General features: G+C 68.1%; 19 protein-coding genes. 15 read left to right on the top strand and 4 right to left on the bottom strand.

Annotated elements, in window-relative coordinates; all coding sequences use genetic code 11:
* Nucleotides 1–713 precede the first annotated feature (713 nt).
* The 9 genes from pqqB (at nt 714) to FHS23_RS22800 (ending at nt 11,461) form a co-directional block, all read left to right on the top strand.
* A complete protein-coding gene (gene pqqB, locus FHS23_RS22840; RefSeq protein WP_183659543.1) occupies nt 714–1,613 on the top strand; it encodes a pyrroloquinoline quinone biosynthesis protein PqqB in 900 nt (299 codons plus the stop codon).
* Nucleotides 1,610–2,302, top strand: coding sequence for a pyrroloquinoline-quinone synthase PqqC (gene pqqC, locus FHS23_RS22835; RefSeq protein WP_183659541.1), 693 nt, complete (start codon nt 1,610–1,612; stop codon nt 2,300–2,302). The genes pqqB and pqqC overlap by 4 nt, the downstream gene beginning before the upstream one ends.
* 2 nt (nt 2,303–2,304) lie before the next feature.
* Complete coding sequence (pqqD, locus tag FHS23_RS22830; protein WP_183659539.1) at nt 2,305–2,580, top strand: pyrroloquinoline quinone biosynthesis peptide chaperone PqqD; 276 nt, start codon at nt 2,305–2,307, stop codon at nt 2,578–2,580.
* A gap of 5 nt (nt 2,581–2,585) precedes the next feature.
* Nucleotides 2,586–3,710, top strand: coding sequence for a pyrroloquinoline quinone biosynthesis protein PqqE (gene pqqE / locus FHS23_RS22825; RefSeq protein ID WP_183659552.1), 1,125 nt, complete (start codon nt 2,586–2,588; stop codon nt 3,708–3,710).
* A 3-nt stretch (nt 3,711–3,713) separates the two neighbouring features.
* Nucleotides 3,714–6,257, top strand: coding sequence for an aminopeptidase N (gene pepN / locus FHS23_RS22820; RefSeq protein ID WP_183659537.1), 2,544 nt, complete (start codon nt 3,714–3,716; stop codon nt 6,255–6,257).
* 728 nt (nt 6,258–6,985) lie between these two features.
* Nucleotides 6,986–8,026, top strand: coding sequence for a LysR family transcriptional regulator (locus FHS23_RS22815; RefSeq protein WP_343054202.1), 1,041 nt, complete (start codon nt 6,986–6,988; stop codon nt 8,024–8,026).
* Nucleotides 8,027–8,088: 62 nt separating this feature from the next.
* Complete coding sequence (locus FHS23_RS22810; protein ID WP_183659535.1) at nt 8,089–9,066, top strand: class I fructose-bisphosphate aldolase; 978 nt, start codon at nt 8,089–8,091, stop codon at nt 9,064–9,066.
* A 145-nt stretch (nt 9,067–9,211) separates the two neighbouring features.
* Nucleotides 9,212–10,231 (top strand): fructose-bisphosphatase class II, encoded by a 1,020-nt coding sequence (locus FHS23_RS22805; protein ID WP_246382658.1) that lies wholly within the window; start codon nt 9,212–9,214, stop codon nt 10,229–10,231.
* Between the two features lie 132 nt (nt 10,232–10,363).
* Entirely contained in the window at nt 10,364–11,461 is a 1,098-nt protein-coding gene (locus FHS23_RS22800; RefSeq protein WP_183659533.1) for an HAD-IIA family hydrolase, read from the top strand.
* Between the two features lie 53 nt (nt 11,462–11,514).
* Here FHS23_RS22800 and FHS23_RS22795 read toward each other — a convergent pair whose 3' ends face one another.
* The gene (locus tag FHS23_RS22795) at nt 11,515–11,979 is read right to left on the bottom strand and encodes a ribose-5-phosphate isomerase (protein WP_183659531.1); all 465 of its coding nucleotides are present in this window, start codon (nt 11,977–11,979) and stop codon (nt 11,515–11,517) included.
* A 1,244-nt stretch (nt 11,980–13,223) separates the two neighbouring features.
* Between FHS23_RS22795 and katG the strand changes: the two genes are divergently transcribed.
* The 5 genes from katG (at nt 13,224) to FHS23_RS22770 (ending at nt 20,018) form a co-directional block, all read left to right on the top strand.
* Complete coding sequence (gene katG, locus FHS23_RS22790) at nt 13,224–15,458, top strand: catalase/peroxidase HPI (protein ID WP_183659529.1); 2,235 nt, start codon at nt 13,224–13,226, stop codon at nt 15,456–15,458.
* 375 nt (nt 15,459–15,833) lie between these two features.
* Nucleotides 15,834–16,913 (top strand): sodium:calcium antiporter, encoded by a 1,080-nt coding sequence (locus FHS23_RS22785; RefSeq protein WP_183659527.1) that lies wholly within the window; start codon nt 15,834–15,836, stop codon nt 16,911–16,913.
* A 508-nt stretch (nt 16,914–17,421) separates the two neighbouring features.
* Nucleotides 17,422–17,877: an MSMEG_3727 family PQQ-associated protein gene (locus FHS23_RS22780; protein WP_183659525.1), complete on the top strand. Its 456-nt coding sequence runs from the start codon at nt 17,422–17,424 to the stop codon at nt 17,875–17,877.
* Nucleotides 17,878–17,894: 17 nt separating this feature from the next.
* Nucleotides 17,895–19,574, top strand: coding sequence for a PQQ-dependent dehydrogenase, methanol/ethanol family (locus FHS23_RS22775; RefSeq protein WP_183659523.1), 1,680 nt, complete (start codon nt 17,895–17,897; stop codon nt 19,572–19,574).
* Between the two features lie 240 nt (nt 19,575–19,814).
* Entirely contained in the window at nt 19,815–20,018 is a 204-nt protein-coding gene (locus tag FHS23_RS22770) for a recombination activating protein 1 (protein WP_183659521.1), read from the top strand.
* Between the two features lie 195 nt (nt 20,019–20,213).
* On the opposite strand, the gene FHS23_RS22765 is transcribed toward FHS23_RS22770, so the two are convergent.
* Entirely contained in the window at nt 20,214–20,615 is a 402-nt protein-coding gene (locus tag FHS23_RS22765) for a VOC family protein (protein ID WP_183659519.1), read from the bottom strand.
* An 81-nt stretch (nt 20,616–20,696) separates the two neighbouring features.
* Nucleotides 20,697–22,091 carry a DNA-binding protein gene (locus FHS23_RS22760; protein WP_183659517.1) on the bottom strand — a complete coding sequence of 465 codons (1,395 nt, stop codon included), beginning with the start codon at nt 22,089–22,091 and terminating at the stop codon, nt 20,697–20,699.
* Between the two features lie 630 nt (nt 22,092–22,721).
* On the opposite strand from FHS23_RS22760, the gene FHS23_RS22755 reads away from it, so the two are divergent.
* On the top strand, nt 22,722–24,170 hold the full coding sequence (locus tag FHS23_RS22755) for a DNA-binding protein (protein WP_183659515.1): 1,449 nt from the start codon (nt 22,722–22,724) through the stop codon (nt 24,168–24,170).
* Between the two features lie 144 nt (nt 24,171–24,314).
* Here FHS23_RS22755 and rpe read toward each other — a convergent pair whose 3' ends face one another.
* Entirely contained in the window at nt 24,315–24,995 is a 681-nt protein-coding gene (gene rpe / locus FHS23_RS22750) for a ribulose-phosphate 3-epimerase (protein ID WP_183659545.1), read from the bottom strand.
* Nucleotides 24,996–25,042 lie beyond the last annotated feature (47 nt).

Raw genomic sequence — 25,042 nt, 5'->3', positions numbered from 1 at the left:
GTTGGGATTCCGTCGTCGCGGTGGTTCGGATCAGACTGGAAAACGCGTCCGATGGCGGCGTGCGGTACTGCCGGGTACCGGCGGGTGCGGTCGATGTGTTTCGGCCGCACCCGCCTTGCGCGCAGGGCCGTTCGACACCTGCTCGCGAGGGACGGTCCGCGCGGCGAGTACCGCCGTGGCCGGACAGCCTGCACACCCCGACCGCTGCGACCGGACGACCCGCCCGTTGCTACTCCGTTCGAGTAATCGCCGGTCGACGACTCGCGAAACCGCTGGGCAGCGGGCTCCGCACCGCCGGTGACGCCACGGTGATCGCACGGCACGCGGCGCGGTCCGTCCGTGGCGGCCTGCCCACCGTTCGTCAGTGATTCGTCCCCGGTCATGCCTGATCCGTTGTCACGCCGGGCCGGGGCGAAGAAGCTGGACGGCGACAAGCCGAGCGCAGTGCGACGATTCCGGATGATCGCCCTGCCTCGACCCTCCGCCGGCGATGAAGCCTGCATTTCTGCGGCCGTCGCCTGTGGTCGAATGCGAGGGAGGACGCCATGAGGCGACACGCTTCTGAATCAGCGGACGAAGGGGATCCGGGCGCACGGGATCGAGCCGCAGTGGGTCCGGAAACAGTTGGCCCACGCGCAGCCGGTTCGCGCGCAGTGGATCTCGATCCGGTCCGTCATCGTCTCCGTCGTCTGTGAAGGATTGTTCTCGCGACTGTGTTTATTCATTGCCTCGGAGCTGCGGCAGGCGGAGGTTATCCGCAATGGAATTGCGCGTGCGAAGGCTGTCGCAAGGCGCGCGCCAAACCGGAACTCGCGACGAAACACGCCGGGATCGCGGTGTCCGGTGCCGGCGACCGGTGGTTTCTGCTCAACGCGACGCCGGACGTCCACCACCAGATCGCGGCGGACCCGGCACTGCACCCGGGCCCGGGAGTGCGGGAGACGCCGGTCGCGGGCGTACTGCTGACCGACGCGGAGTTCGACCACACCATCGGCCTTCTCATGCTGCGTGAGGAGTCGTCGTTGACCGTGTACGGCACCTACCCCGTGCTGGAGGCGTTGCGACTGAACTTCCCGATCCGGGACCTGCTCGGCGACTACGCCGAACTGTCCTGGTCGCTGGTCGGTGTGGGGGAACCGGTCGCGCTGGACGACCGGCTGCGTGCCACCGCCTTCCTGACCGGTTCCAAGCCGCCCCGGTACGTCGGGGCTTCGTCGTCGCGCGGCCCCTCGGACTGGGAGGTGGGGTACCGCCTGGAGGACACGGTGACGGGAGGGACCGCCGTGTACGCGCCGACATTGCCGCGGTGGGACGCGAGTTTCGCCGAGGAGGTCGAATCGGCGGACTGTGTCTTCGTGGACGGCACGTTCTGGACCGACGACGAGATGTCCTGTCGCGGAGCGGGCGGCCGGACGGGCCGTTCCATGGGGCACATGCCGGTGAGCGGCGACGACGGATCGGCCCGCCGGCTGGCGGAACTGCCCGCACGGCGGAAGATCTACACCCACATCAACAACACGAATCCGATTCTCGACGAAGACTCCGAGGAACGGCGCCGGCTGACGGACCTGGGCATCGAGGTCGGTCGAGCAGGCCTGGAGGTGGAAGTATGAACGCTCGGTCCGCCGAGGAATTCGAGGCCCAGCTGCGTGCGATCGGGGAGCAGCGGTACCACCATCTGCACCCGTTCAACGAACGCATGCACGCGGGCACTCTGTCCGAAGAGGAGTTTCGCGGCTGGGTGCGGAACCGCTTCTACTACCAGGTGAACCTTCCGGTGAAGGACGCGTTCATCCTGACCAAGTTGCCGGGCCGCGACGACCGGAGGCGGTGGATCCAGCGCATCATCGACCACGACGGCCGCACCGGCGACGAGGGCGGGATCGAGAGGTGGATCGGGCTCGGTGAAGCGGTCGGCCTGACCCGGCAGGAACTGCTCGACGGCGAATCGGTGCTTCCCGGGGTACGGTTCGCCGTGGATGCCTACGTGGATTTCTGCCGCACGAGGCCGTGGCTGGAGTCCGTGGCGTCGGCGTTGACCGAGCTGTTCGCCCCGGACCTGCTCAGCAAGCGCATCTCCGACGTGGAGCGGCACTACCCGTGGATCGCGTCGGAGGGCCTGGAGTACTTCAGGGCGCGGCTCACGCAGCAGCCCAAGGACATCGCGCACCTGCTCGAGCTGGTGATCGAGAACGCGACGACGAGGGAGCAGCAGGACGCCTGCATGCGGGCGCTGGAGTTCAAGTGCGACGTGCTCTGGAGCCTGCTGGACGCCGTACAACTCGAGTACAGCAAGAGCTGACGATGGACGAGAGCGAACTGACGGCCGTACCCCGGTTGGCCAGCAAGGCGATGCTCAGACACGACAACGTCCGCGACGTGGAACTGTTGCTGTTGCCGGAACGAGTCGTGCTCCTGAACAAGTCCGGGGCGGCGATCCTCGGACTCTGCGACGGCAACCGGACCGTACAGCAGGTGGTGGAACAGCTCGAGCGGGACTTCGAGGCGACCGACCTGTTGAACGACGTCATGACTTTTCTGAAGGACGCGAGAGGACGAGGCTGGGTGGTGGTCACATGACCGGGATGCCGCAACCGTTCGGACTGCTGGCCGAGGTCACGCACCAGTGCCCGCTGCACTGTGTCTACTGCTCGAACCCGGTGGAGCTGTTCGAACGCAGCGCCGAGCTCGGCACCGACGACTGGCTGCGGGCGATCAGGCAGGCGGCCGAGCTCGGCGTGCTGCAGGTCCACTTCTCCGGGGGAGAACCGCTCGTTCGCGGTGACCTGGAGACGTTGGTGGCCGAGTGTCGCGGGCTGGGGCTGTACACGAACCTGATCACCAGCGGTCTCGGGCTCACCGAAAGCCGTGCCGAGTCGCTCGTCTCGGCGGGGCTCAACAGCGCCCAGCTGAGCATCCAGGGCGACACCGCCGAGTCGACGAACCTCGTCGCGGCCAGCAAACGGTTCGACAAGAAGGAGGCGGCCGCCCGCATCATCCGCGACGCCGGACTGCCGCTGAACATGAACGTGGTCCTGCACCGGGTCAACCTCGACCGGCTGGACGCGATCATCGACGTCTGCGTGGAGTGGGGTGCCGAGCGACTCGAGCTCGCGAACACCCAGTACTACGGGTGGGCGCTGCGCAACCGCGAACTGTTGCTGCCGAGCAAAACGCAGCTGGACGAGGCGGTCGGCGTGTACGAGCGCCGCAAGGCCGAACTCGAGGGGCGGATGGAGCTCCTCTGGATCCTGCCGGACTACTACGAGCCCTATCCGAAGCCGTGCATGGGCGGGTGGGCGCAGACGGCACTGACCGTCTCGCCGGACGGCCGTGTGTACCCGTGTCCCGTCGCGGAGGAGATCACGACGATGGAGTTCCCGTCGGTTCGCGATCACGACCTGGAGTGGATCTGGGCGGAGTCCCCGGCGTTCCAGGCGTACCGGGGAACGGACTGGATGCCGGACCCGTGCCGCAGCTGTTCCCGCAAGGAACTCGACTTCGGCGGCTGCCGATGCCAGGCGTTCGCGTTGACCGGTGACGCCGGCCGTACCGACCCGGTGTGCATCCACTCGCCCGACCACCACCTGGTGCAGGACGCGCTCGACCGGGCCAACGACGGCGCCCACGGGGACGCGCACGGGGACGGTGACGGGGACGGGGAGCAGCTCGTCTACCGCAGGCCCACCGTGTCGGCGCGGAGGTCGTGACGCATGGCAGGCGGTGGCCGCGGCGCGGGGGAGAGCGCGCTGACGCAGGACGAAGCCGTTGCCCGTTCGGCCGTGATCTCCGATGTGCACTACGAGGTCGAACTCGATCTCACGACGGGAGACCGAACGTTCGGGACGAGGACGGTCGCCGGATTCCACGCGAGTTCGAGTGACACGGTCGTCCACCTCGACTTCGTCGGGGAGGTCGAGTCGGTCGAGTGCAACGGCCGTCGTTCCGGCCCGGACGCCTTCGATGGCCGGCGCGTCCGGTTGGACGTGCGGGAAGGCTGGAACTCGGTACGGGTGTCCGGTTCCGCATCCTATTCGCACACGGGCGAGGGCCTGCACCACTTCCGTGACCCGCTCGACGGGAACGTGTACGTGCACACGAAGTTCGAACCGTTCGCGGCGCACACCGTGTTCGCGTGCTTCGACCAGCCCGACCTGAAGGCCACCGTCGACCTGACGCTCATGGTCGATCCGTCCTGGGTGGCCGTCTCCAACACCGATCCCGAGGAGCCGCCACCGTCCGGCGGTCACCGGGCGACGTGGCGGTTCGCGCGCACGCCACCGTTGCCGACGTACCTGGTGGCCTTCGCCGCGGGCCCGTTCCGGGTGCTGCGTTCCCGGCATCGTGACGTTCCGCTGGCGCTGTACGCGCGCCCCTCGCTCTACGACGAGCTCAACGCCGAGGCACCCGAGCTGTTCGACGTGCTCGGCCGTGGCCTCGACTTCTACGAGACGCTGTTCGACCTGCCGTACCAGTTCGCGAAGTACGATCACGTCTTCGCCCCGGAGTACGCGTTCGGGGGGATGGAACACCCCGGCTGTGTGACGCTCAACGAGCGATTCCTGTTCCGGCACCGCGTCACCGAGGACGCGCGACGGCGACGAGCGTCCCTTCTGACGCACGAGATGGCGCACATGTGGTTCGGCGACTACGTGACGATGCGCTGGTGGGACGACCTGTGGCTGAACGAGGCCTTCGCGACGATGTTGGCGGTCGTCGCGCAGCCGGAAGCGACACCGTACGGCGAGGGCTGGACGTCGTTCGCGCACCACGACCTGCCGTTGGCGCGCCGCGCCGATCAACTTCCGACCAGCCACGCGATCCGCGTGAGCACCGCCGACACCGACGCCGCACGGTCGAACTTCGGGCCGATCGTGTACCGGCGGGGCGCAGCGGTGCTCCACGACCTCGCCGAACGCGTCGGGTGGGAAAATTTCGTCGCGGGCGTACGGGCCTACCTGCGGACCCACGCGTGGGGCAACGCGGGCCTCGACGACTTCGTGGCGGCGCTGCGGCGGTTCTCGGACGCGGATCTCGACCGGTGGGTCGACGAATGGCTTCTGCGGCCCGGTATCAACACGGTCGAGGTGTGCCGGGATGCCGGCGGTGCCCGGGTGGTGCAGAACGCGGACCCACGGGTCGAACCGAGGCACCTGGCGGTCAGGGTCGCCGCGTTCGACTACCGGGGCGTGGAACTGGTGCCCCGCACACCCGTGGATGTGTCGGTCGACCCGCCGGCCTGTGAGCACGGCCTGACGGAACTCGGCGGCACCGAGCCGGACCTGGTGATTCCCAATGCCGACGCCGTGAGTCACGTCAAGACCAGATTGGACTCCCGATCCCGGCAGGCAGCACTGCGTAGTCTGTCCACAGTAGACGACCCACGGGCGCGCGCCGTCGTGTGGGGAGCGCTGTGGGACGAGGTGCAGGACGCCCGCCTGTCCGCGCGGAGCTACGCCTCGGCCGTGCTCGCCCACGGCACACGGGAACGCGACGTCGGAGTCCTCGAAGCTCTCCTCGAACGGGCATCGCGGGCCGCGCTGGTGTACGGCGACCCCGCCACCGGGCACGACACGGTGACGGTGCTGGCGCGCAGCCTGCGGGAACACCTGGTGTGTGCCGACGGAGGGAGCGACCGTCAGTTGGCGTTCGCGCGGGCTCTGGTGGGGGTCGTCCCACCCGACGACCACGGCCTGCTCGGCGACGTCGTGTGCGGGCGGTCGCCGTGGGCGGGCCTGGAGGTCGACCGGGACCTGAGGTGGCGGGCGTTGCTCCGGCTGGCCGCGACCGGAGGCGATGTCGACGACCTCGTGGACGTGGCGATGGACGCCGACCCCGGTGACTACGGCCGGCGGAACGCCTTGACCGCCGAGGCCGCGTGCCCGTCACCGGCCGCCAAGGACAAGGCGTGGACACGGTTGTTCAGCGGGGACCACTCGCTCGCGGAGCGTCAGGCGATCATGGCAGGGCTGCGTCGACCGGGGCAGGAAACGCTGCTCACACCGTTCGTGGACCGGTACTGGCATGCGCTGGAATCCCTCGCCGGAACCGCCGAGACCGAGTTCCTGTCGTCGTTCGCCCGCGCGCTCTACCCCTGCTTCACCGAGGTGGAGGAGAGCGTGCTCGAGGAAACGGACAGGTTTCTCGAGCGCAAGCCACTTCCCGAGAGTGTGCTGAAGGTGATCCGGGAGGAGCGTGCGGAACTGCTCGTCATCCGGGCGGCGCGTGCGTGCGACGCGGCGGACGCACAACACTGACCGCTGTCGTCGCGCATTCTCGGGCAGGAGGCCGACTTTCGGCCATCGCTGCGCGACGAGTGGTGGTATGCCGATGACGAATGGCCCTGTGGCCGTGACCGGGGGGGCACCGCGTGATGGTCGCGGTGTCGCTGTGGAAGCTCTCCTCGGCGCGTAACGTGAGCGCGTTTCACGCGGCTCGGGTGAACGATTTTCCTTGTCGCTACGAAGTTTTCCGTCTGTGGTGCGGCGATCGTGCTCGGATCGTGGCCGGCCCGGCACGGGGATTCGGCGCGTTTGGACGGTCGTCCCGCCCGGGTGGCAGCCCGCCCGTCGAGACGGTGAGGAGTGCGATTCGACCGAACCGCCCGGCATGTGTGGCCGCCCGTAGGTAACCGGCTTCCCGCCGTTCATGTCGGTGCGCGGCGCGTTCGTGAACAACCGATTGACGGTCCATTCGGCACCCGTGCACGCTCATCACACCTCGCCGCGCAGCTGTCACCCCGGCTGCAGGTCGAGGAACGCACGAATGGACACCGGACACCGTCGCGGAAACGCGTGTCGAGACACGGAAACACCGCGACCCCGACAGGACGCGGCGCGAGGCCTGCTCGCCGGAAGTTCGGTGGCTCGCCAGCAACCGGTGTGCGGTGTTCGAGAAGCGTCGTAGGGCGGCAGGCACGTGACGTGCCGGGCAGCCCGGGCCCGAGATGGTACCCGCGACGTCCGATGGAACGAGAGGTGAAATCGTGGTTCTCCCGTCGAAGATGCCGCAGCTCGCCGACCTGGATCTGCTGCTGTCGGTCGAGGACTACGGCAGCGTGGGCAAGGCCGCTCAAGCGCACAGCTTGTCGCAGCCCGCGGCCAGCATCCGGCTCAGCGCCATGGAACGGCGCCTGGGGATCCGGCTGCTGGAGCGTTCCCCGACCGGTTCCAAGCTCACCGAGGACGGCCAGACGCTGGCCAAGTACGCCCGCAACGTCATGCACGCTGCGCGCGAACTGCTCGAGTTCGGGTCCGGCTCGTCGCTGTCGGAGGCGAAACGCCTCCGGGTCGCGGGGAGCCCGGGTATCTCGGAGAACCTGATTCCCGAATGGCTCAGCCGCGGTGGGGCGGCGTTCGGCGAGGTGCGAGTCGAGGTGCAGACCGGCAAGGTCGACGCGCTCCGCCAGCTGGTTCACGCGAACCACGTCGATCTCGCCTTCATCGACGGGTGGTGCGAGTCCGGCGGGCTCGTGCCGAAGCAGTCCCGTGAAGACCTGATCGCCCAGTACATCTGTGACGACAGGCTCGCCGTGGTGGTGGGGTCGGGCCATCCGTGGGCGAACCGGCCCGGCTCGGTCACGGTGCAGGAGCTGGCCGAGGCTCAGCTCGTCGTCCGCGAGCGGGGTTCGGCCATCCGGGAGTTCACGGAGGAACTGCTGGGAACCGCACGAGGGCCGCGGAACTATCTCGAGTTCCCGTCGAGCGGGGCGATCAAGCATGCGATCGCCGCCGGTCAGCGGGTGGCGGTGCTGAACGTGTCCACCGTGAGGTCCGAACTCGCGGACGGCAGGTTGTGTTGGGTGCCTCTCGACCGGGACATGCCGGCGAAGCCGATCTACGCGGCGTGGAGCAAGAGCAGGCCACTGCCCGGCTATGCGCGTGAGCTCGTCGAGATCGCCGCGAAGAAGGGAAGCCCGTTACCGCCTGTGGAGGGCGTTTCGGAGCTCGGGAGCAACGTGATCGCGGAGGCGAATGCCGCAAAAACCATGTACTTACGTTCGCCGTCCATGGAAACGATGACCTGAAATGCCGAACAACTCGTGAACCTGCCGAACTCTCGGCACCGAGCCAGGAGGATCAAAACTCAATGTCAGTTCTGAACAAGATCGCGCGTACGCTCGTCTCCAACAGGCGCGGGATCCTTGCCGCCGACGAGAGCATCGGGACCATGTCCTCCCGACTCGAGAAGGTCGGAGTCGAGGCGACGGCGGAGAATCGGCGGCTGTACCGCGAGCTGATCGTCACGACCCCGCAACTCGCCGAGTCGATCAGCGGGATCATCCTTGCCGACGAGACGTTCCACCAGAAACTGTCCAACGGGCGCACGTTCCCTGAGTACCTCGGGGACATCGGCATTCTCGCCGGGATCAAGGTTGACACGGGCGCGAAGGCGCTGGCGGGCGCGCCGGGAGAGAAGATCACCGAGGGCCTCGACGGGCTGCGGGAGCGGATCGAGGAGTACGTGCGCCTCGGTGCGACGTTCGCCAAGTGGCGTGCGGTCATCGACATCGGCGACGGCCGGCCGACGGACGGTGCGGTGCGTGCGAACGCACACGCCCTGGCGCGGTACGCCGGCCTCTGCCAGGAGGGTGGCCTGGTGCCGATCGTGGAGCCCGAGGTGCTGATGGACGGGGCTCACTCGCTCGCGAAGTGCCAGGAGGTGACGACCTCCGTGCTCGAGACGGTGTTCGCCGAGCTCGACCTCATGCAGGTGCAGCTCGACGGCATCGTCCTCAAGCCGAACATGGTGGTCGCCGGGTCGGAGTGCCCGGAGCAGCCCTCGGTCGAGGACGTCGCGAACGCCACCGTGGAGTCGCTGCGCGCGGCCGTGCCGACGTCCGTGCCCGGCATCGCGTTCCTGTCCGGCGGGCAGCGTCCCGAGGTCGCGACGCAGAATCTCGCGGCGATGCAGAAGCTGGAATCGCTTCCCTGGGAGCTCACGTACTCGTTCGGCAGGGCGCTGGTCGGTCCCGCTCTCGAGGCGTGGCGGGGTGACAGCGGGAACGAGGCCGCCGCACAGCAGGCGCTCTCGGAGCGGGCCGTGGCGAACGCGTCGGCGCGCTGACCTCTGACAGGTGGACGGTTGACCGGATCGGCGACATGAGTCCCGATCCGGTCAACCGCGTTTCGGTGGTCCCGGCCGGTGATGCGGAACCGGGCGCAGGTGGTCGACCCGGTGTGCCGTCACCGGCCCGAGGGGATGGGTGTCGATGAGAAGTCAGCAGTGGGACATGCGTGAACGTTCCGGCCGCCTCCGACCGGAGTCGGGACCGGCCCTGTCCGACTCCGAGGGGCTCGATCACACCCTCGCGCTCGAACTGGTCCGCGTGACCGAGGCGGCCGCGATCGCGGCGGGCAGGTGGGTCGGGCACGGCGACGACGCCGCGGGCAAGGCGGCGGCCGCGGCGGCCGTGCACGAGCACATCCTTCCGGTGCCGATGCGCGGCGTCGTCGTGTTCGGCGGGCAGCGGACGGACGGCAGGCCCGCCCTTTCGAAGGGGGCCGATGTCGGTGGCGGGACAGGCCCGGCGTGCGACGTCGGGCTCTCCGCCGGGGAGGCGGCGCTGTCGCCTGCCAGGGACGTGGCACACGCGATCACGGCCGTCGCCGTGGCCGAGCGCGGCGCGATGTACGACCCGCCACCGGCCGTACCCATGCAGAAGCTGGTGGTCGGCGCCGACTACGCCGACGTCGTCGACATTCGCCTGCCGGTGGCGGAGAACCTGCGCGCGATCGCCGCTGTCAAGGGGTGCGGCACCTCGGACGTGACGGCCGCCGTGCTCAACCGGCCGCGCCATCGCGATCTGGTGCGTGACATCCGCGAGGCGGGTGCACGGGTGCATCTGGTCGAGGGTGGCGAGGTCGCGGGAGCGGTCGCCGCAGCACACCCCGAGCGCTCCATCGACGTACTGCTGGGCACCGGCGGTGGTGAGGAAGGCGTGCTCGCCGCAGCCGCCCTGTCCTGCATGGGCGGTTCGCTGCAGGCCCTTCTGCGCCCGGAAGGGCCCGACCGCAGGGAGCAGGTACGCCGGGACACCGGTCGCGTTCTCCGCACCGACGACCTCGTGCGGGGCGAACGAATTCTGTTCTGTGCCACCGGTGTGACCGGCAACGAGCTGTTGCGCGGCGTCGGCCACTATCCGGACCGCACGACGACCGAGTCGACGGTGATGTGTTCGACCCCGGGCATCGTCCGGTCCGTCCGGTCGGAGCATCGGACGGCCGGCTGAGCCTCGGCCGCCTGAAACCCGTCCGCGCAGGAGAGCGCGACGTCGGAGTTGCCGTCCGCGGCCCCTCCGGCGGTTGGTCACCACGGTCAGGCCGGTGCCGACCGGCCGTACGCAGGAGGAGCGCAGCTACGCATGATGGAAGAGATCGCCACCGTGTCCGGTCGGACCGAGCCCCTCATCGCTCGCTACCGCGGCCTGATCTGTGACCTCGACGGCGTCGTGTACCGCGGTGACACGGCCGTCCCGCACGCGGTGGAGACGATGGCCCGGTTGACGGCCGACGACGTCCCCGTGGTGTTCGCGACCAACAACGCGTCCCGGCCACCCGAGACCGTCGGTGACCACCTCCGCGGGATAGGCGTGCCGCCGGGCGGCTGGTCGGTGGTCAACAGCTCACAGGCCGCGGCTGCGCACCTGGCACAGCGGCTGGCCCGAGGGGCGCGCGTGTACGCCGTGGGAGGAGCGGGTGTCGCGCAGGCGCTCGCCGAAGCGGGACTGACCCCCGTCCGCGTCGCCGAACTGGACGAGGCTCCGGTCGAGGCGGTCGTGCAGGGCCTGGGCACCGACATCACCTGGACCGAGCTGGCTGCGGTGGGCCGGGTCGTCGAGGGCGGGGCGACCTGGGTGGCGACGAACCTCGACCTCACGCTGCCGACGCCGTACGGAAAGGCGCCCGGCAACGGCGCGCTGGTCGCTCTCGTGCAGACGACGACCAGCGCAGCGCCCCACGTCGTCGGCAAGCCGCAACCGGCGCTGTTCGACCTCGCACGGTCGCGGCTCGGCACCGCACCGGAGGACACCCTGGTGTGCGGCGACCTGCTGCAGACGGACATCGAAGGTGCCAACGCGGCCGGTCTCGACTCGCTGTTCGTCCTGAGCGGGTCCTCCCGGCTTCGCGACCTGGCACTGGCGGAGCGGCCGCTGCGCCCGACGTACGTCGCCGCCGACCTCGGCGGGCTGCTCGCGCCGGGAGTGGCCGTGCCTGCTTCGCCTGCGGCTCATCTGCTCGAACTCGGCCCCGGCGGCGTTCCCCGGGTGCCACGTGCCGACGATCCGGGCGTCCACCACGGTTCCGGCAACGGTTCCGGGAACGGCTTCGGCAGCAGTGCGTTGCTGCAGGCTGTCGTCGCCACGGCGTGGGCCGCACGTGACGAGGGCAGGCCGTTGGCCGACGACGCCGCCCCGTGGGAAGACGTCGAACGGCGGCTCGGAATCGCCGCGCTGCCGTGAGCGACGGTGCGGTCCGGCCGGCGGTCGGGGGACGCCGGCCGGACCGCTGATCATCAGGGCAGGGCCGGCGGCTCCCCCGAGCGCTCGTAGTCCGCCAGCTGGTCGATCCTGCGCTGGTGCCGGCCACCCTCGAACTCGGTGGTCAGGAAGGCGTCCACGATGTGCTCGACCTCGGCGGTCGTGTGCATCCGGGCGCCGATGCCTGCCAGGAGCGCGTTGTTGTGCCGGCGGGACAACCTCGCGGTCTCCACGTTCCACACCAGCGCGGCGCGGGCACCCGGCACCTTGTTCGCGGCGATCTGCTCCCCGTTTCCGGAGCCGCCGATGACCAGGCCCAGGCTGCCCTCGTCCGCGACGACGCGGCGCGCCGCCTCGATGCAGAACGGCGGGTAGTCGTCCTCGGCGTCGTAGACGGCGGGCCCGACGTCGACGATGTCGTAGCCGAGTCCGGAGAGCCGTTTCGCGAAATGTTCCTTGAGTTCGAGACCGGCATGGTCGGATCCGAGATAAATTCGCACGCGGTCATTCTAGTCCGAAACCGCGCGAAAAGCGGTTCGGCATTCGTTTGGTCGCCATTGTATTACGCTATGGCGAGCAATTCGTGGCATTTACGTCGAACGCCCCGGGCGTGAACCGTGGCCGAACTCGGAACCGGCGTCGGATGCGGGTCGCGCACGAATCACGGCGCCGATCGGCCGGCGGTGCCGGTGCCGGTCACGCCGCCGTCCGTCCGGTCTCTGCGGTCCGCGTGTCCGGTGAGTCCCGGTCATCGCGGCACGTGTTGGTCATCGTCTCCGGGCAACGCTGTGGGACACGAGGCGGGACACGAGGCGGGACTGGTCCGATCGGGCGACGACAGGAAAGACTCGAAGCCGCCGTTGACGCTGTGTGGACGCCGGTCGGAAACGGCCACTCGCGTCCGGGTGACGCTCGCAGGCAGGGCTGCCGGCCGGTACCGCTCCGGCCTTGTGACCACGGGGTTGCGGGCAGGTGCACCGCTGGTGACGGCGGTCACTCCGATCATGTCGCGCGCGCCGCCGTTCGGCACGGGTTACCGGCCACTGGTCCTATCTCTGTTGCAGGAACTCCGAGCGGTCGCGGATGCTCGTTCGAGCCGTCATGTTTCGAGGTGGTGGCCTCGAAGCCGGCGGATCATGCTGTCCGGTCAACGGGTATGCCGAACACGAGGAGGATAAACATGATGTGGGAAACTCCGGAATACACGGTCGTCGAGGTGTGCGCTGAGGCCACCGGTTACTTCTACCGGGGCTGACGCTCGCGCGGCACTGACCGTGTTTCTCGAATTCGCGTGATCGCGGTGGGCAGCTACGGCCTGTCGTGACCACGGCTACGTTGGTGCAAGGCTCCGCGTGCGGAACAACAACCGCGCAGGAGCCTTGCACTACGTTTCTGCCGGGCCGTCCCTCATGCTGCAAGGAAGCGGGTGGGGGAATCCGGCGGAAGTGAGTCACCGGTGAGTACGTCTCCGAGTGGCTCATCGGGCGGCCGCCGACTTCGTTCGGCGTGCACGCCCGCTCCGCGGCATGTCGCCGGTCAATGCCGCGGTCCTGTTCCGCTCACCTACTGCCGACCGGCGGGTAGCGCAGTACCTTCGAGGTGAGCAGCCACCTTCGGTCGGCCTCCCCAGGGGCCCGGCCGAGGTGGTGACGGGCGGCCGGAATATCGCGCAGGTGCCGGCCACCCGGTGCGCAGTGTCGAGGCGAGCGACGGCTCGCTCTCGGTGCGATGTGGGAGGACACCAATGCCGGAGAATCCCGACACTCACGTGTACCGCACGTACGACAAGGTCCTGAACGAGGCGCAGCCGGACCGCCGGAGGAATCATCCGGCGGCGAGCGGCAACGCCAACGACTGGTGGCCTTGGCGCGTCGACGTCACGAAGCTGCGTCGGCACGGCCCCTCGAACGACCCCCTCGGCGCGGAGTTCGACTACGCCGAGCAGTTCAGCAAGGTGGATCTCGACGAGCTGGCACGCGACGTCGACGAGGTGCTGACGACCCCGCAGGACTGGTGGCCCGCCGACTTCGGGCACTACGGCCCTCTCGTGTTGCGTATGGCCTGGCACGCGGCGGGCAGTTTCCGCATGTGCGACGGCAGGGGCGGGGCCGCGGCCGGAATGCAACGCTTCGCCCCGTTGAACAGCTGGCCGGACAACCGCAACCTGGACAAGGCGCGCCGGTTGCTCTGGCCGGTAAAGCAGAAGTACGGGCGCAGGATTTCCTGGGCGGATCTGATGATCTTCGCGGGCAACCGGGCGCTGGAGTCGATGGGCTTCAAGACGTTCGGTTTCGCCGGCGGTCGTGACGAGGTGTGGGAGCCCGACGACGCCTACTGGGGCCCGGAACACAAATGGCTGGCCGATGAACGGCACAGAGGTCGCCGCGAGCTCGACGAGGACCTGGCCGCCAGCGACATGGGGCTGATCTACGTCGATCCGCAGGGTCCGGCCACGAACCCCGACCCGGTGCTCGCCGGCCGCGACATCCGCCAGACGTTCCAGCGGATGGGAATGAACGACGAGGAGACGGTCGCACTGATCGCCGGTGGCCACACGTTCGGTAAGACCCACGGACTCGTGGACCCGGTGCTCGAACTCGGCCCCGAACCCGAGGCCGCGCCGCTCCACGCGCAAGGCCTGGGCTGGGCCAGCTCGCACGGCACCGGCAAGGGGCCGGACACCACGTCGAGCGGCCTCGAAGGGATGTGGACCCGCACGCCCGTCACCTGGGACCACACCTTCTTCGAGACGTTGTTCGAATACAAATGGGACATCGAACTCAGCCCTGCCGGGTTGTGGCAGTGGATCCCGGCCGACGGTCAGGGCGAGGGCACAGTGCCGGACCCATACGACCCGGACACGAAGCACCACCCGGTCATGCTCACCACGGATCTGTCGTTGCAGCAGGATACGGGCTACGAGCCGATCTCCCGGCGCTTCCTGGAACATCCGGACGAGTTCGAGGACGCGTTCGCGCGAGCGTGGTTCAAGCTGACGCATCTCGACATGGGGCCGATCCAGCGCTACCTGGGTTCGCTGGTCCCCGAGGAGCCGCTGATCTGGCAGGACCCGGTTCCGGAACCGGACCACGAACTCGTGGACGCCGGCGACGTCGCGGTGCTCAAGCGCGAACTGCTCGCGTCGGGGCTCACGGTCGGGCAGCTCGTCACGACCGCATGGGCCTCGGCGTCGACGTACCGCGACACCGACAAGCGCGGCGGTGCGAACGGGGCGCGCATCCGTCTCGAACCGCAGTGCGACTGGCCGGTCAACGAGCCCGAGAAGCTGCGTGCGGTCCTGGATGTGCTGGAGTCCGTCAGGGAACGGTTCAACGCGTCCTGCCCGGGAGACAAGCGGATCTCCATGGCCGACCTGATCGTGCTCGGAGGCTGTGCCGCGGTGGAGCACGCCGCGGCGGCGGCCGGGCACGAGATAGAGGTGCCGTTCCGGCCGGGCCGTACCGACGCGACCCAGGAATGGACGGATGTCGCGTGGTTCGGCGTTCTGGAGCCGCAAGCGGACGGCTTCCGGAACTACGTGGGCCCTGACCTGCGACTGCCGCCGGAGCATGCGCTGGTCGAGCGGGCGGACCTGCTGACCCTGAGTCCGCCCGAGATGACGGTGCTCACCGGTGGACTGCGAGTGCTGGGCACCAACCACGGCGACTCCCGGGGCGGCGTGCTGACCTCGGCGCCGGGCGTGCTGACGAACGACTTCTTCGTGAACCTGCTGGACATGGGAACCGAGTGGGTGGTGAGCGAGCAGCGGCACGGTCCTGAGAACTACGAGGGGCGCGATCGCAACACCGGAGAGGTGAGGTGGTTCGCGAGCCGGGTCGACCTGCTCTTCGGGTCGAACTCCGAACTGCGGGCGCTGTCCGAGGTGTACGCGTGTGAGGATGCGAGCGCGAAGTTCGTCCGGGACTTCGTGTCCGCATGGGTGAAGGTCATGGAACTCGACCGGTTCGACCTCCGCTGATATTCGTCGTACCAATCAGTCGCGGACACCGGAGAGAATCCGATGTCCGCGACTGGTTTCGTGTTGTAGGGCCGAATGGCCCAGGGCCGACCGGGCGATATCCGCGATCGACGGCCGTACGTCCGTAGTTCGAGTCGGCATCCCGCACGTGTGATTCGCCGGTGAGACACCTATTCGATCTCAGCGCGTTCCCCGGCGCGGTGGACTTCCACCCGGGTGTCGCCGCTCATTCCCCTGACGTTGCCGCCCGTTGCGGGATCCCGCACGTCCGTGCCTCGAGCGTTGCCCCTCGGCCGGGGTAACGCGAAAGTGGGACAACGCTCACCGCCCGGTGAGTGAGTTCCGTCCGCCGAGACCGAAGAAGTTCGAGGTGCCATGGAAGCCATCGCCCTTTTCGTCGTCGGAGCTGCGATTCTCATCTACAGCGCCGAGAAGCTGATCGGATACCTGGTGGGGGTCGCCGCCGGACTCCGAATATCGGTGTTCCTGCTCGCCATCATCTTCACCGGTATCGAGTTCGACGACATCGCGCTCGGGCTCGTGCTCAACATGGAGGACATGGACGGGGCGGCACTGGGGCTGGTGTTCGGCACTGCGCTCTCACTGCCCGGCGTGGTGCTCGCACTGGCCGCCCTGCTGGTTCCGACGAAGGTCAGCATCCCACGCAACTATCTGATCCTGTACGCCTGTTCGCCGCTGGTGGTCTGCGGGTTCGTGGCGTTCGCCCCGCTGAATCCGATCACGGGCATCGTGTTGGTGTTGGTGTTCGGCGCCTTCCTGGCCTACATGGTGGTGCGCGAGACCCGCGGGGAACGCCCGATCTTCCGGGACGCCGAGCTCTACGAGGCCTATTCGGCTGCACGCGAGAGCGGCGGAGGTACCGCGACGTTGGTGTCGCCCCCTCGGACGCAGGAACCGCCGAAGGATCCGACGCAGGGGCGGGGCTTCTCGGACGCGATGCCGTTCCCGGAGGCGCGCAAGCTCAACGGATGGGCCGGACTGGGGCTGGCGGTCCTCGCCCTGGTCGGTGTCGTCGCGGGCGCCTGGGCCACGGGTGAGGGAACCGAGGGAATCCTCGAGCAGTTCGGCCTCGAGGCGACCCTCTTCGGTGCCACGATCGCCACTCTCGTACTCACCATCGAGGACATCTTCCTGACGGTGGAGCCGGCTCGGCGTGGTGCACCGGAGATCGGTGTGGCCAACGTGATCGGCAGCGTGGTGTTCTCGGTGACCGGCAAGCTCGGCATCATCCTGCTGGCGGGTGGTGTCATGGTGCACTCGAGCGTGTTCACCGTGCACATGCCGGCGTTGTTGCTGTTGACCATGCTGTCGGCGTACTTCCTGTCCACGGGACAGCTACGCCGCTGGCACGGCGTGACGTTGCTGGGTCTCTATGTCGCGTACTGGGCGATCTGTTTCGGTTTCCTGGGCATCGTTCCGGTGGAGATGGATTAGTAGAACCGCGATCCCGTAGCCGCCCGGCGCGCCTTGTATGGCATGCCGGGCGGCTTTACTCGTCCGTGTGTCCATTATGGATGGAAGGAGTCGGATTGTGCGGCTGTCGCAGTGCATCTTGCACGGCTGAATCATCCATCTCGGTGACGTTCGGAGCGGGCCTACCGGCGCGGCCACCGCAACCATTTCGTGCGGCGGGAACGTCCGTCGGTGACGGGTCCGCACGAACGGTACCTCCCTGCCGGGGAACGGCGGCGGTGAGCCGGTCGGTGGTCAGGGATATGGAAACGGCTTGCCGATGTGTAGCGTCGACGTCGTTACAGGCACGGCAACGAAAAATCGGGTCGATCGATACCTGTAATCGCGGTGCCGCACAGGGTTCCACCGCGGCGCAGCGCGGGAGAGCGGGTCCGGGTTTTCGTATGGACCCGGCGTTTTCCCTCAGATGGCATGTTCCGCGAAAACTGTCAGTCAACGTCATTCCATGCTCACAAGGAGGTGAAGTCCGGTGACGATTGCCGAGGACCGTGAGGCGCTCCTGGCCGAGATCGGCGGACAGAACAAGGCGGCCATAGGTGCCGTGCTCGGGACCGGTTCGATCGCGAAGGCGAGCGAGCGGCCCGACGGGACGATGGAAGCGACCATCCGGATCGCCGAGGACGCTCTGGCGTGGGAGCCCTCGGTGTTGGTACTGCCGCACGCCGGGACCGTCGAGTTGACGATCATCAACGACGACAAGAACACGCACGCCTGCCTGCTGCCGAGCAACGGCGACAGGAAGTTCATCGGTCTGTTGAACCACTCGAAGGGTCGCGCGACGCTCGAGCTGGACGGCCCGGGTTACTACTGGTACGGCTCGCCGGCCGGTAACGACGAGGGCAGGGGGCTGACCGCCGCCATCGTCGTGAGCGGCGAGGTGCCGCCGGAAGCCAAGCTCGACCGACCCGCTCAGCCGCGCCCCTGAAAGGTAAGGAACCAATCATGACCATCGAATACGTCGATGCCGGCGAGGCGATCAATCACAGCCAGCTCTCCACCATGCCGCACCGCGCTCCGGACGTGACGCGCGGTATCAACTACGACCGCATCCTCCAGGCGCGGAACGAGTCGCACAACTGGATCACCTACTACGGCGACTACGACGGCAAGCGGTACAGCCTGCTCGACCAGATCAACGTCGACAACGTCAAGGACCTGAAGGTCGCCTGGATCCATCAGTCGAGCGCGACCGGCATGATGGCCTCGACGTCGACCTACGCCTTCGAGGCGTGCCCCCTGGTCGTCGACGGCGTCATGTTCGTCACCGGTTGGGACGGCCTGCTCTGGGCCCTCGACGCGGTCACCGGTGAGCAGCTGTGGCGGTACAAGCACGCGGTCCCCTTCGACGTGACGCTGTGCTGCGCCAACGTCAACCGCGGGTGTGCCGTCGCCAACGGCAAGGTCTACATGGTCACCCAGAACGCCCAGCTGCTGGCGCTCGACGCCACCACTGGCGAGAAGGTGTGGCAGAAGACCATCGGTGACGTGCGCGCCGGTGAGAGCGCCTCGCTCGCTCCGCTGGTCGTCAAGGACACCATCATCACCGGTTCGGCGGGCGGCGAGTTCGGTGTTCGCGGCCACATCGACTGCTGGGACCTGGAGACCGGTGAGCAGCGCTGGCGCACCTACACCGTGCCGAAGCCGGGCGAGCCCGGTTCGGAGACCTGGCCCGCCGACGGTGAAGCCTGGCAGCGCGGCGGCGCCAACCACTGGGTCACGGGCACCTACGACCCGGAGCTGAACCTCTACTACGCGGGTACCGGTAACCCGGCTCCGGACTTCGACGGCGAGGTCCGGCAGGGCGACAACCTCTACAGTGACAGCGTCGTCGCCCTCGACGTCGACACCGGTGAGATCAAGTGGCACTACCAGTTCACGCCGCACGATCTGTGGGACTACGACTCCACCATGGAGATGACCCTGTTCGAGCGGGACGGCAAGAAGCTGCTGGCCCACTTCGACAAGAACGGGTACATGTTCGTCCTCGACCGCACCAACGGCGAACTGCAGCACGTGACGCCGTTCGTCGACCGGATCGACTGGGGCGCCATCACCCGCGACGGCAAGTTCATGCCGCGCAAGTACCCGGACAAGGAGGGCGAGCCCTGCCACTTCTTCCCCGGCCCCGCCGGTGCGAAGGAATGGACTCACGCGTCGTACCACCCGGAGCACGACCTGTTCTACGTTCCGGTGGCCGACGTGGGCGCCACAGCCACCCGCCGTCGCCGGGAGTTCAAGGAAGGCATGCCCTACTGGGGTGCCGCCGTCGAGGTCGACGTCGACAACATGGCCGGGTCGATCAGTGCCTTCGACTCGCACGGCGAGGAGAAGTGGCGCTACCGCCTCAACTTGCCGATGGCCGCGTCGACGCTGACCACCGCGGGCAACCTCGTGTTCGCGGGCACGCCGACGGGTGAGTTCCTCGCACTCCACGCCGAGACCGGCGAGGAGCTCTGGAGGTTCCAGTGCGGCAGCGGCCACCACAGCAGCCCGAGCACCTACACCGTCGATGGCAAGCAGTACATCACGGTGCCGGTCGGCTGGGGTGGCTGGCTCGAGGGCATCGTCCCCGGCATGTCCGGCCAGGGCAAGGGTGCCTCGCTGATCACGTTCTCCCTGTGAGCGCCCGGCGCTCACCGAGGTGGCGCGTTTTCCCGCGGTGACACGTCTTTCGACGTGACACCGATGTGCGATCAGTGGTGAGCGCCCGGCGGTTGCCTTTTCACCCGCTCGGTGATCGAATCGTCCCCGTGACGTTTCGATCGCCGAGCGGGTGTTTCTCGTCAGGAGAGAAGCGCGAGGCCGTGTGTGGATTCTCCGGCGAGATCACGATGATGGAACGAACGAGAAGCAGGTGACCTGATGAATCAGTCGTCGGTACCCCAGAACGTCGACACCGAGCGACTGCCGTGCCCCTATTGCGGGGATTCCTACGAATCCGGCGACCTGGCGCGGCACAACGAGCCGGTGCAGTGCGGCCCCTGCATCCAATGCGTCGGCAAACCCGCCTGCTTCACGTGCGGTCTCATGTACTGCGCGTGCGACGTGCACAAGTTCCGCGGCTGACGCGCGTTCGAACGCGGCGATACAGCGGCGGCTCCTGGAGATACAGCGGCTCCTGAAGACACGGCGGTTCTTGGAGATACGGCAGAGCCCGGTGACACGGCCGTGGCCGGATCACCGGGCTCGTCTCCCGCTTCGGTTCTCACTACCGGGTTCTGCGCGGCTGGCCCTCGCGGCCGGTCCGCACCGGGTCAGCTGTCAGCTCCCGGGTGCGGCGAAGAACTCCAGGGCGATGTTGTCGGGGTCCCGAAACGAGACTCCGCTGCCGTAATGGGCCTTCTTGATCCCTTCGTGCGCAATGCCCAACTCGGTAAGCTTCTGTACCCACTCCTCCAGTTCGGCGTGAGAGCCGACGCCGAAGGCGACGTGATCGAGGCCCGTGCGTTCCTCGGCGAAGCGTTCACCGGATTCCCGTCCCTGGTGCGTGTGCAGGCCGAACAGCGTTCCTCCGTCGAGGGCGTAGACGGCGTGGTGGTACCGGCCGCCCTCTTCGTCCTCGTCCAGAACGGGCTCCGCGCCGAACAGCGCCGAGTACCATTTCGTGCTGCGTGGCAGGTCGCTGACGGTGATCGCGACGTGCTGCAGTCCGGGAAAAGCCATTCGAAAGCTCCTCTGTCGTTTCGCGCTCGGGTACTCGGGTGTGGAAAACGGCGGGCGACCCTCGGGCCCCGAAAAAGTCCTTCAGATTTCGAGTAACTGCCGCACTGCCGGGGTGTTCCGGCGGGAGACCGGCACCATCGTGTTGGCCTCGTCGTCCATGACGAGGCACAGTTCTCCCTTGATCCGGCGTTCGACCTCGCGGATCCGGCTGAGGTTGACCACGTATTGGCGATGCACCCGCAGGAAACCGGCACCGCTCAGCTCGGTCTCGAGCTTGTCGAGTCCCGGCGACGCGGCGCGCAACCGGCCCTGGTCCGTCGAGAGCCACACGTCGCTGCCGTCGGACTGGGCGAACGAGACCTCAGGGAGGCGCAGCAGCACCATGCGGTTCTCACGCGTCCCGACCACGCGCTGCGGCTGGGTGCGGGCGGCGCCGTCGTCGGCCGTCCGAGGCAGCGGGTCGCCGTCGGACAGGCCGAACGAGACAAGGTTCCCGACCAGGTGGCCGGACAGGAAGACCGGTCGGAAGGTGACCGAGGTCGGTTCGTTGGCGAGTCGCGTGAAGATCTGGGTCGAGCCGACCCATCCTGGGTTGTGGGACGCTTGTTTGGCGGCGTACTGGGCGGCGCCGATGAACTCCGGAAGCTCGGGCTTCCACCGCACCGCCGGATCGGCGGCGGGCGTCGAGCCCGGAATACCGAGGAGTACCGCGGCCGTGTCGTCGGCGAGCACGACTTTGCCCGCAGGGTCCACGGCCGCGAGTGGCACCCTCGAGCCGGACCTGGCGTGACTGTAGGCGGCGATCAGTTCGGCGCCGTCGTCCTGAGCGCGCTGGCGGAGAATGCGCTGCGTCATCTTGGCGACGTTGCCGAGCCAGGTTCCCGCGGTGCCCGGGAGCTCACTGCGCCAGCACGAGATGTTGAGGGTGGCGACCGGCTCGCGCGTCACCACGTCCCGGATCGCCACCCCGCCGCAGGTCCAGTCGTGGAAGGCCTCGCACCAGTGCTCGGCACCACGAATGAGCACGGGGGTGTAGGACAGCAAGGCGGTACCCATGCCGTTGGTCCCCGTGGCGCCCTCCGCCCAGCAGAACCACGGCGCGAGATTGGCTTTGGCCGCGACGTTCCTCGTCGTCTGATCGCCCCATTGGGCCAGTACCCGGCCGGAACCGTCGGTGATGGTCACGATTCCGCCCACGTTGCCGACCTCGTGTGCCAGGGAGGCGGCACGGAACCCGAGTTCGGCGATCACCACGTCGTGTTCGAGGGCGTGGTCGACCTGAGCGACGGCGACCGGGGCTTCGGTGAGGTGCGGGTCGACCCCGTGCTGGTCCCGGCAACGGTGCCACGAGATCGCGATCTCGGGACGCACGCCGCGGAGATCCTCCTCGCCTCGCACGAACCGCTCCCACGCCCGGTACACCGTCGCGTTGTCGGCGCTGGGAGATGTCGGATCGTGCCAGCCTACTTCTGTCATCGAAGACCGCCTTTGGTCTGTTGCCGACCCGGTGGCACGGGTACTCGGTGACCGCGCGCGTACCGCTCGGTGTTCGGGCGGGCCACGTCGCCTCCGCCGGACGCAAGCTAAACGCGGGCTCGAACCGAGAGCAAGCAGCCTGGGATGACTGCGGCCGAACGTCCCACGAACGGTCACGATGCGGCGCTCACCGGTGGCTGTTCGCGCGGCAGCGGTAAGCGCATCCACCCATCCGGGGTTCGCCGCCGGGAAGTGCGTTCGGCTGTCGGAGTGAAAGAACGACGGGCGCGGCGAGCTGTCCGGCTGCCGCACCGAGCACGCCGCCGGCACGTCCCCCAGACTCCGCACGGGTCGTCGTTGTCTGGCCCGAACATACGTGTCACCTGCGCCGATGCCGCGTCGGAGTCCGCCGTTCGGCCCACGATCGAACTGGGTCGGACGGCGTATCGACTGTGGCTGCGACGTGTCGCCGGCACCGCCGTCGCGGGCCCGAACCACTGGGGCAGAAGCGTGCAACGACGCCCCGGTTCTTGAGGCCGTGTACCCGGCGACGTTAGACTGTGTCGTCGGTCACGGGCCGTGTCCGATTTTCCTGTGCGGCTCGTGACGGCGGATGACAAGGAGGTCACCATGGCTGGAGGCTTGCCGCCGCTGGCGATCGCACCGAGCCGGCGTCCCCAACTCGACCATGTGGCGGACGACGCTCTGGAAGCCACTTCCTCGGCGGAAGTGGCGCGTGCCTGGGAGAACTTCGCCGCCGGTGAAGACGTCGAGGCAGGCGTCCGGCCCGAGATTCTCGCCTCGTGGTACCGCTGCCGGGACCGGTACGAGGTGGACCGTTCCCTTGACGTCGCACCGGGCGCGCGGTGCGAGGACGTTCAGCGACTCGACAACGGCGTCATCTTCACGACGCTCGGCGGGCTCGGCGCGTTGGCGGGCAGGGAAGTCGAGAGAGACGGTGCCGTGGTCACCGTGACCGACGGTGACGGGCGCGTGCTGGGATCGTGGGGTGACCCCGCGGCGCAGCGGAGGGCCGAGCTGCACAACCTCGCCCCGTGGTCGTCGTGGTCGGAGGAGTGCACCGGAACCAACGGTATGGGGACCTCGCTCGAGGTTGCCGGCCCGGTCACCGTGACGGGCCCGGAACACTGGTGCGAGGCCTTCCATCGCTGGGCGTGCGCGGGAATCTCCATCCGCGACGTCGTGACCTCCGCTCCGGTGGCGTCGATCAACATCTCGCGGTGGAACGCGCCCCTGTCACCGCTGACGCCCGAGTGGCTCAGCAAGGCAGCGAGGTGTGTCGAGAAGGAGATCTACCGCCGCGCCATGTTCGAGACCGACAAGGTGTGGTCCGAGTTCAACAAGAAGGCCGGCGAGGTCGGTGTCCCGGTCATGGCGATGGACCGTGGTGGCAACGCGGTCGCGGCCAACGAATCCGCCGCCTCGCTGCTCGGTCTGACGAACGACAGCCTCGTCGTGGCGGGTGCGATCGAGCCTGCGCAGCGATGGACACCGGACATCCCGGGACTGTCCGATGTGGTCCGTTGGGCCAAGGAGCGGGCACGGGAACCGGCGCAGTGGAGCGGCTACGCGTGCCTGCCGCTGGGTAACGGAGACGAGGAAACCCCGGTGACGTTCCGGCCCGTCGTCGATTCGGACCGGCTCGTCGGCATGCTGTGCTACTTCGGGGTGCAGGAGGGCGAACCGTACGAGGGTGCTTCGGAACCCAGCGCCGGTTCGGTGCCGCAGCGCATCATCGGAATCCGCAACGACCGCCTGGTACTGCTCGCTCCGACGGAGATCCGCTACGCCGAGGCCGATCGCAACATCGTGTGGCTCGTGACCGAGCGCGGCCGAATCCAGGCGTCGACGCGCGGCCTGGACAACGTCGAGCGGTCGTTGGCGCCCCACGGGTTCCGCCGGGTACATCGACGGTTCCTCGTCAATCTGCGGCGCGTGGCGGAACTCGAACGCGGCATCAAAGGCGAACTCTTCCTGATCACGGACTCGCGTTCCCACGAGTTCGTCCCCGTCTCGCGGCGCCACGCTCCGGAGCTCCGGCGCATGCTCGGGGTCTGACCACCCGCAAACGAAGCCTGATCCACGCGAAAATCGCGGCCGGGTCTTCGCAGCACATGCTGCGAAGACCCGGCCGCGATTCTCGTTCGATGCCCGAGACGAGCCGACGTCGACGCCGGCTCACGACCGGGTTCCGGACGGGAACTAGGACCGGCTGCGTGACGACGCCGACTGCACCTGGCTGCGCAGCCCTTCGACGGCGCGTCCCGGATCATCGGCCGCATAGACGGCCGATCCGGCCACGAAGCAGTCGACACCGGCCTCCGCCGCCTGTTCGATCGTGTCGGCGTTGATGCCGCCGTCGATCTCCACCACGAGATTCAGGTGGCCCGTGTCGACCATCGTCCGTGCCTTCCGCACCTTGTCGAGCACGTCGGCGATGAACTTCTGTCCGCCGAAACCCGGTTCGACGGACATCACGAGCAGAGTGTCGTAGCTCTTGAGCACGTCGACGTAGGGCTCGAGCGGGGTGTTCGGCTTGATCGCCAGGCCGGCTTTGGACCCCGCGGCTCGGAGATCCCGGGCCAGCTTGACCGGATCGTCGGCGGCCTCGACGTGCACCGTCACGTTGTAGGCGCCCGATTCCGCGTAACCGATCGCCCAGCGGTCCGGGTTCTCGATCATCAGATGACAGTCCAGCGGCAGGTCGGCGCTCTTCTGCAACGACTGGACGACCGGAAGGCCCAACGTCAGGTTCGGTACGAAATGCGCGTCCATCACATCGACGTGCAGCCAGTCCGCTCCGCTGCCCGGCGGGCCTTGGACGGCGGCCACTTCGTCGGCCAGCCGTGCGAAGTCGGCGGAGAGAATGGATGGAGCGATCAACGGATGATTAGCCACGGTTTCGATGATAGTCAGTGTTTCGCGGGTGT

Source organism: Prauserella isguenensis, assembly GCF_014191605.1.
GTDB classification, from domain to species: Bacteria; Actinomycetota; Actinomycetes; order Mycobacteriales; family Pseudonocardiaceae; genus Prauserella; species Prauserella isguenensis.
Note: the sequence above shows the minus strand (reverse complement) of the source record. Positions and strands in the feature narration are given on the sequence as shown.

Bases quoted from the DNA above. Each gene is read 5' to 3' on its own strand.
- FHS23_RS22770 (WP_183659521.1), top strand. From the start codon at position 19,815: ATGAATCAGTCGTCGGTACCCCAGAACGTCGACACCGAGCGACTGCCG.
- FHS23_RS22810 (WP_183659535.1), top strand. From the start codon at position 8,089: ATGTCAGTTCTGAACAAGATCGCGCGTACGCTCGTCTCCAACAGGCGC.
- katG (WP_183659529.1), top strand. From the start codon at position 13,224: ATGCCGGAGAATCCCGACACTCACGTGTACCGCACGTACGACAAGGTC.
- pepN (WP_183659537.1), top strand. From the start codon at position 3,714: ATGGCAGGCGGTGGCCGCGGCGCGGGGGAGAGCGCGCTGACGCAGGAC.
- FHS23_RS22755 (WP_183659515.1), top strand. From the start codon at position 22,722: ATGGCTGGAGGCTTGCCGCCGCTGGCGATCGCACCGAGCCGGCGTCCC.
- FHS23_RS22775 (WP_183659523.1), top strand. From the start codon at position 17,895: ATGACCATCGAATACGTCGATGCCGGCGAGGCGATCAATCACAGCCAG.
- FHS23_RS22805 (WP_246382658.1), top strand. From the start codon at position 9,212: ATGAGAAGTCAGCAGTGGGACATGCGTGAACGTTCCGGCCGCCTCCGA.
- FHS23_RS22800 (WP_183659533.1), top strand. From the start codon at position 10,364: ATGATGGAAGAGATCGCCACCGTGTCCGGTCGGACCGAGCCCCTCATC.
- pqqE (WP_183659552.1), top strand. From the start codon at position 2,586: ATGCCGCAACCGTTCGGACTGCTGGCCGAGGTCACGCACCAGTGCCCG.
- pqqC (WP_183659541.1), top strand. From the start codon at position 1,610: ATGAACGCTCGGTCCGCCGAGGAATTCGAGGCCCAGCTGCGTGCGATC.
- FHS23_RS22765 (WP_183659519.1), bottom strand. From the start codon at position 20,615: ATGGCTTTTCCCGGACTGCAGCACGTCGCGATCACCGTCAGCGACCTG.
- FHS23_RS22785 (WP_183659527.1), top strand. From the start codon at position 15,834: ATGGAAGCCATCGCCCTTTTCGTCGTCGGAGCTGCGATTCTCATCTAC.
- pqqD (WP_183659539.1), top strand. From the start codon at position 2,305: ATGGACGAGAGCGAACTGACGGCCGTACCCCGGTTGGCCAGCAAGGCG.
- FHS23_RS22760 (WP_183659517.1), bottom strand. From the start codon at position 22,091: ATGACAGAAGTAGGCTGGCACGATCCGACATCTCCCAGCGCCGACAAC.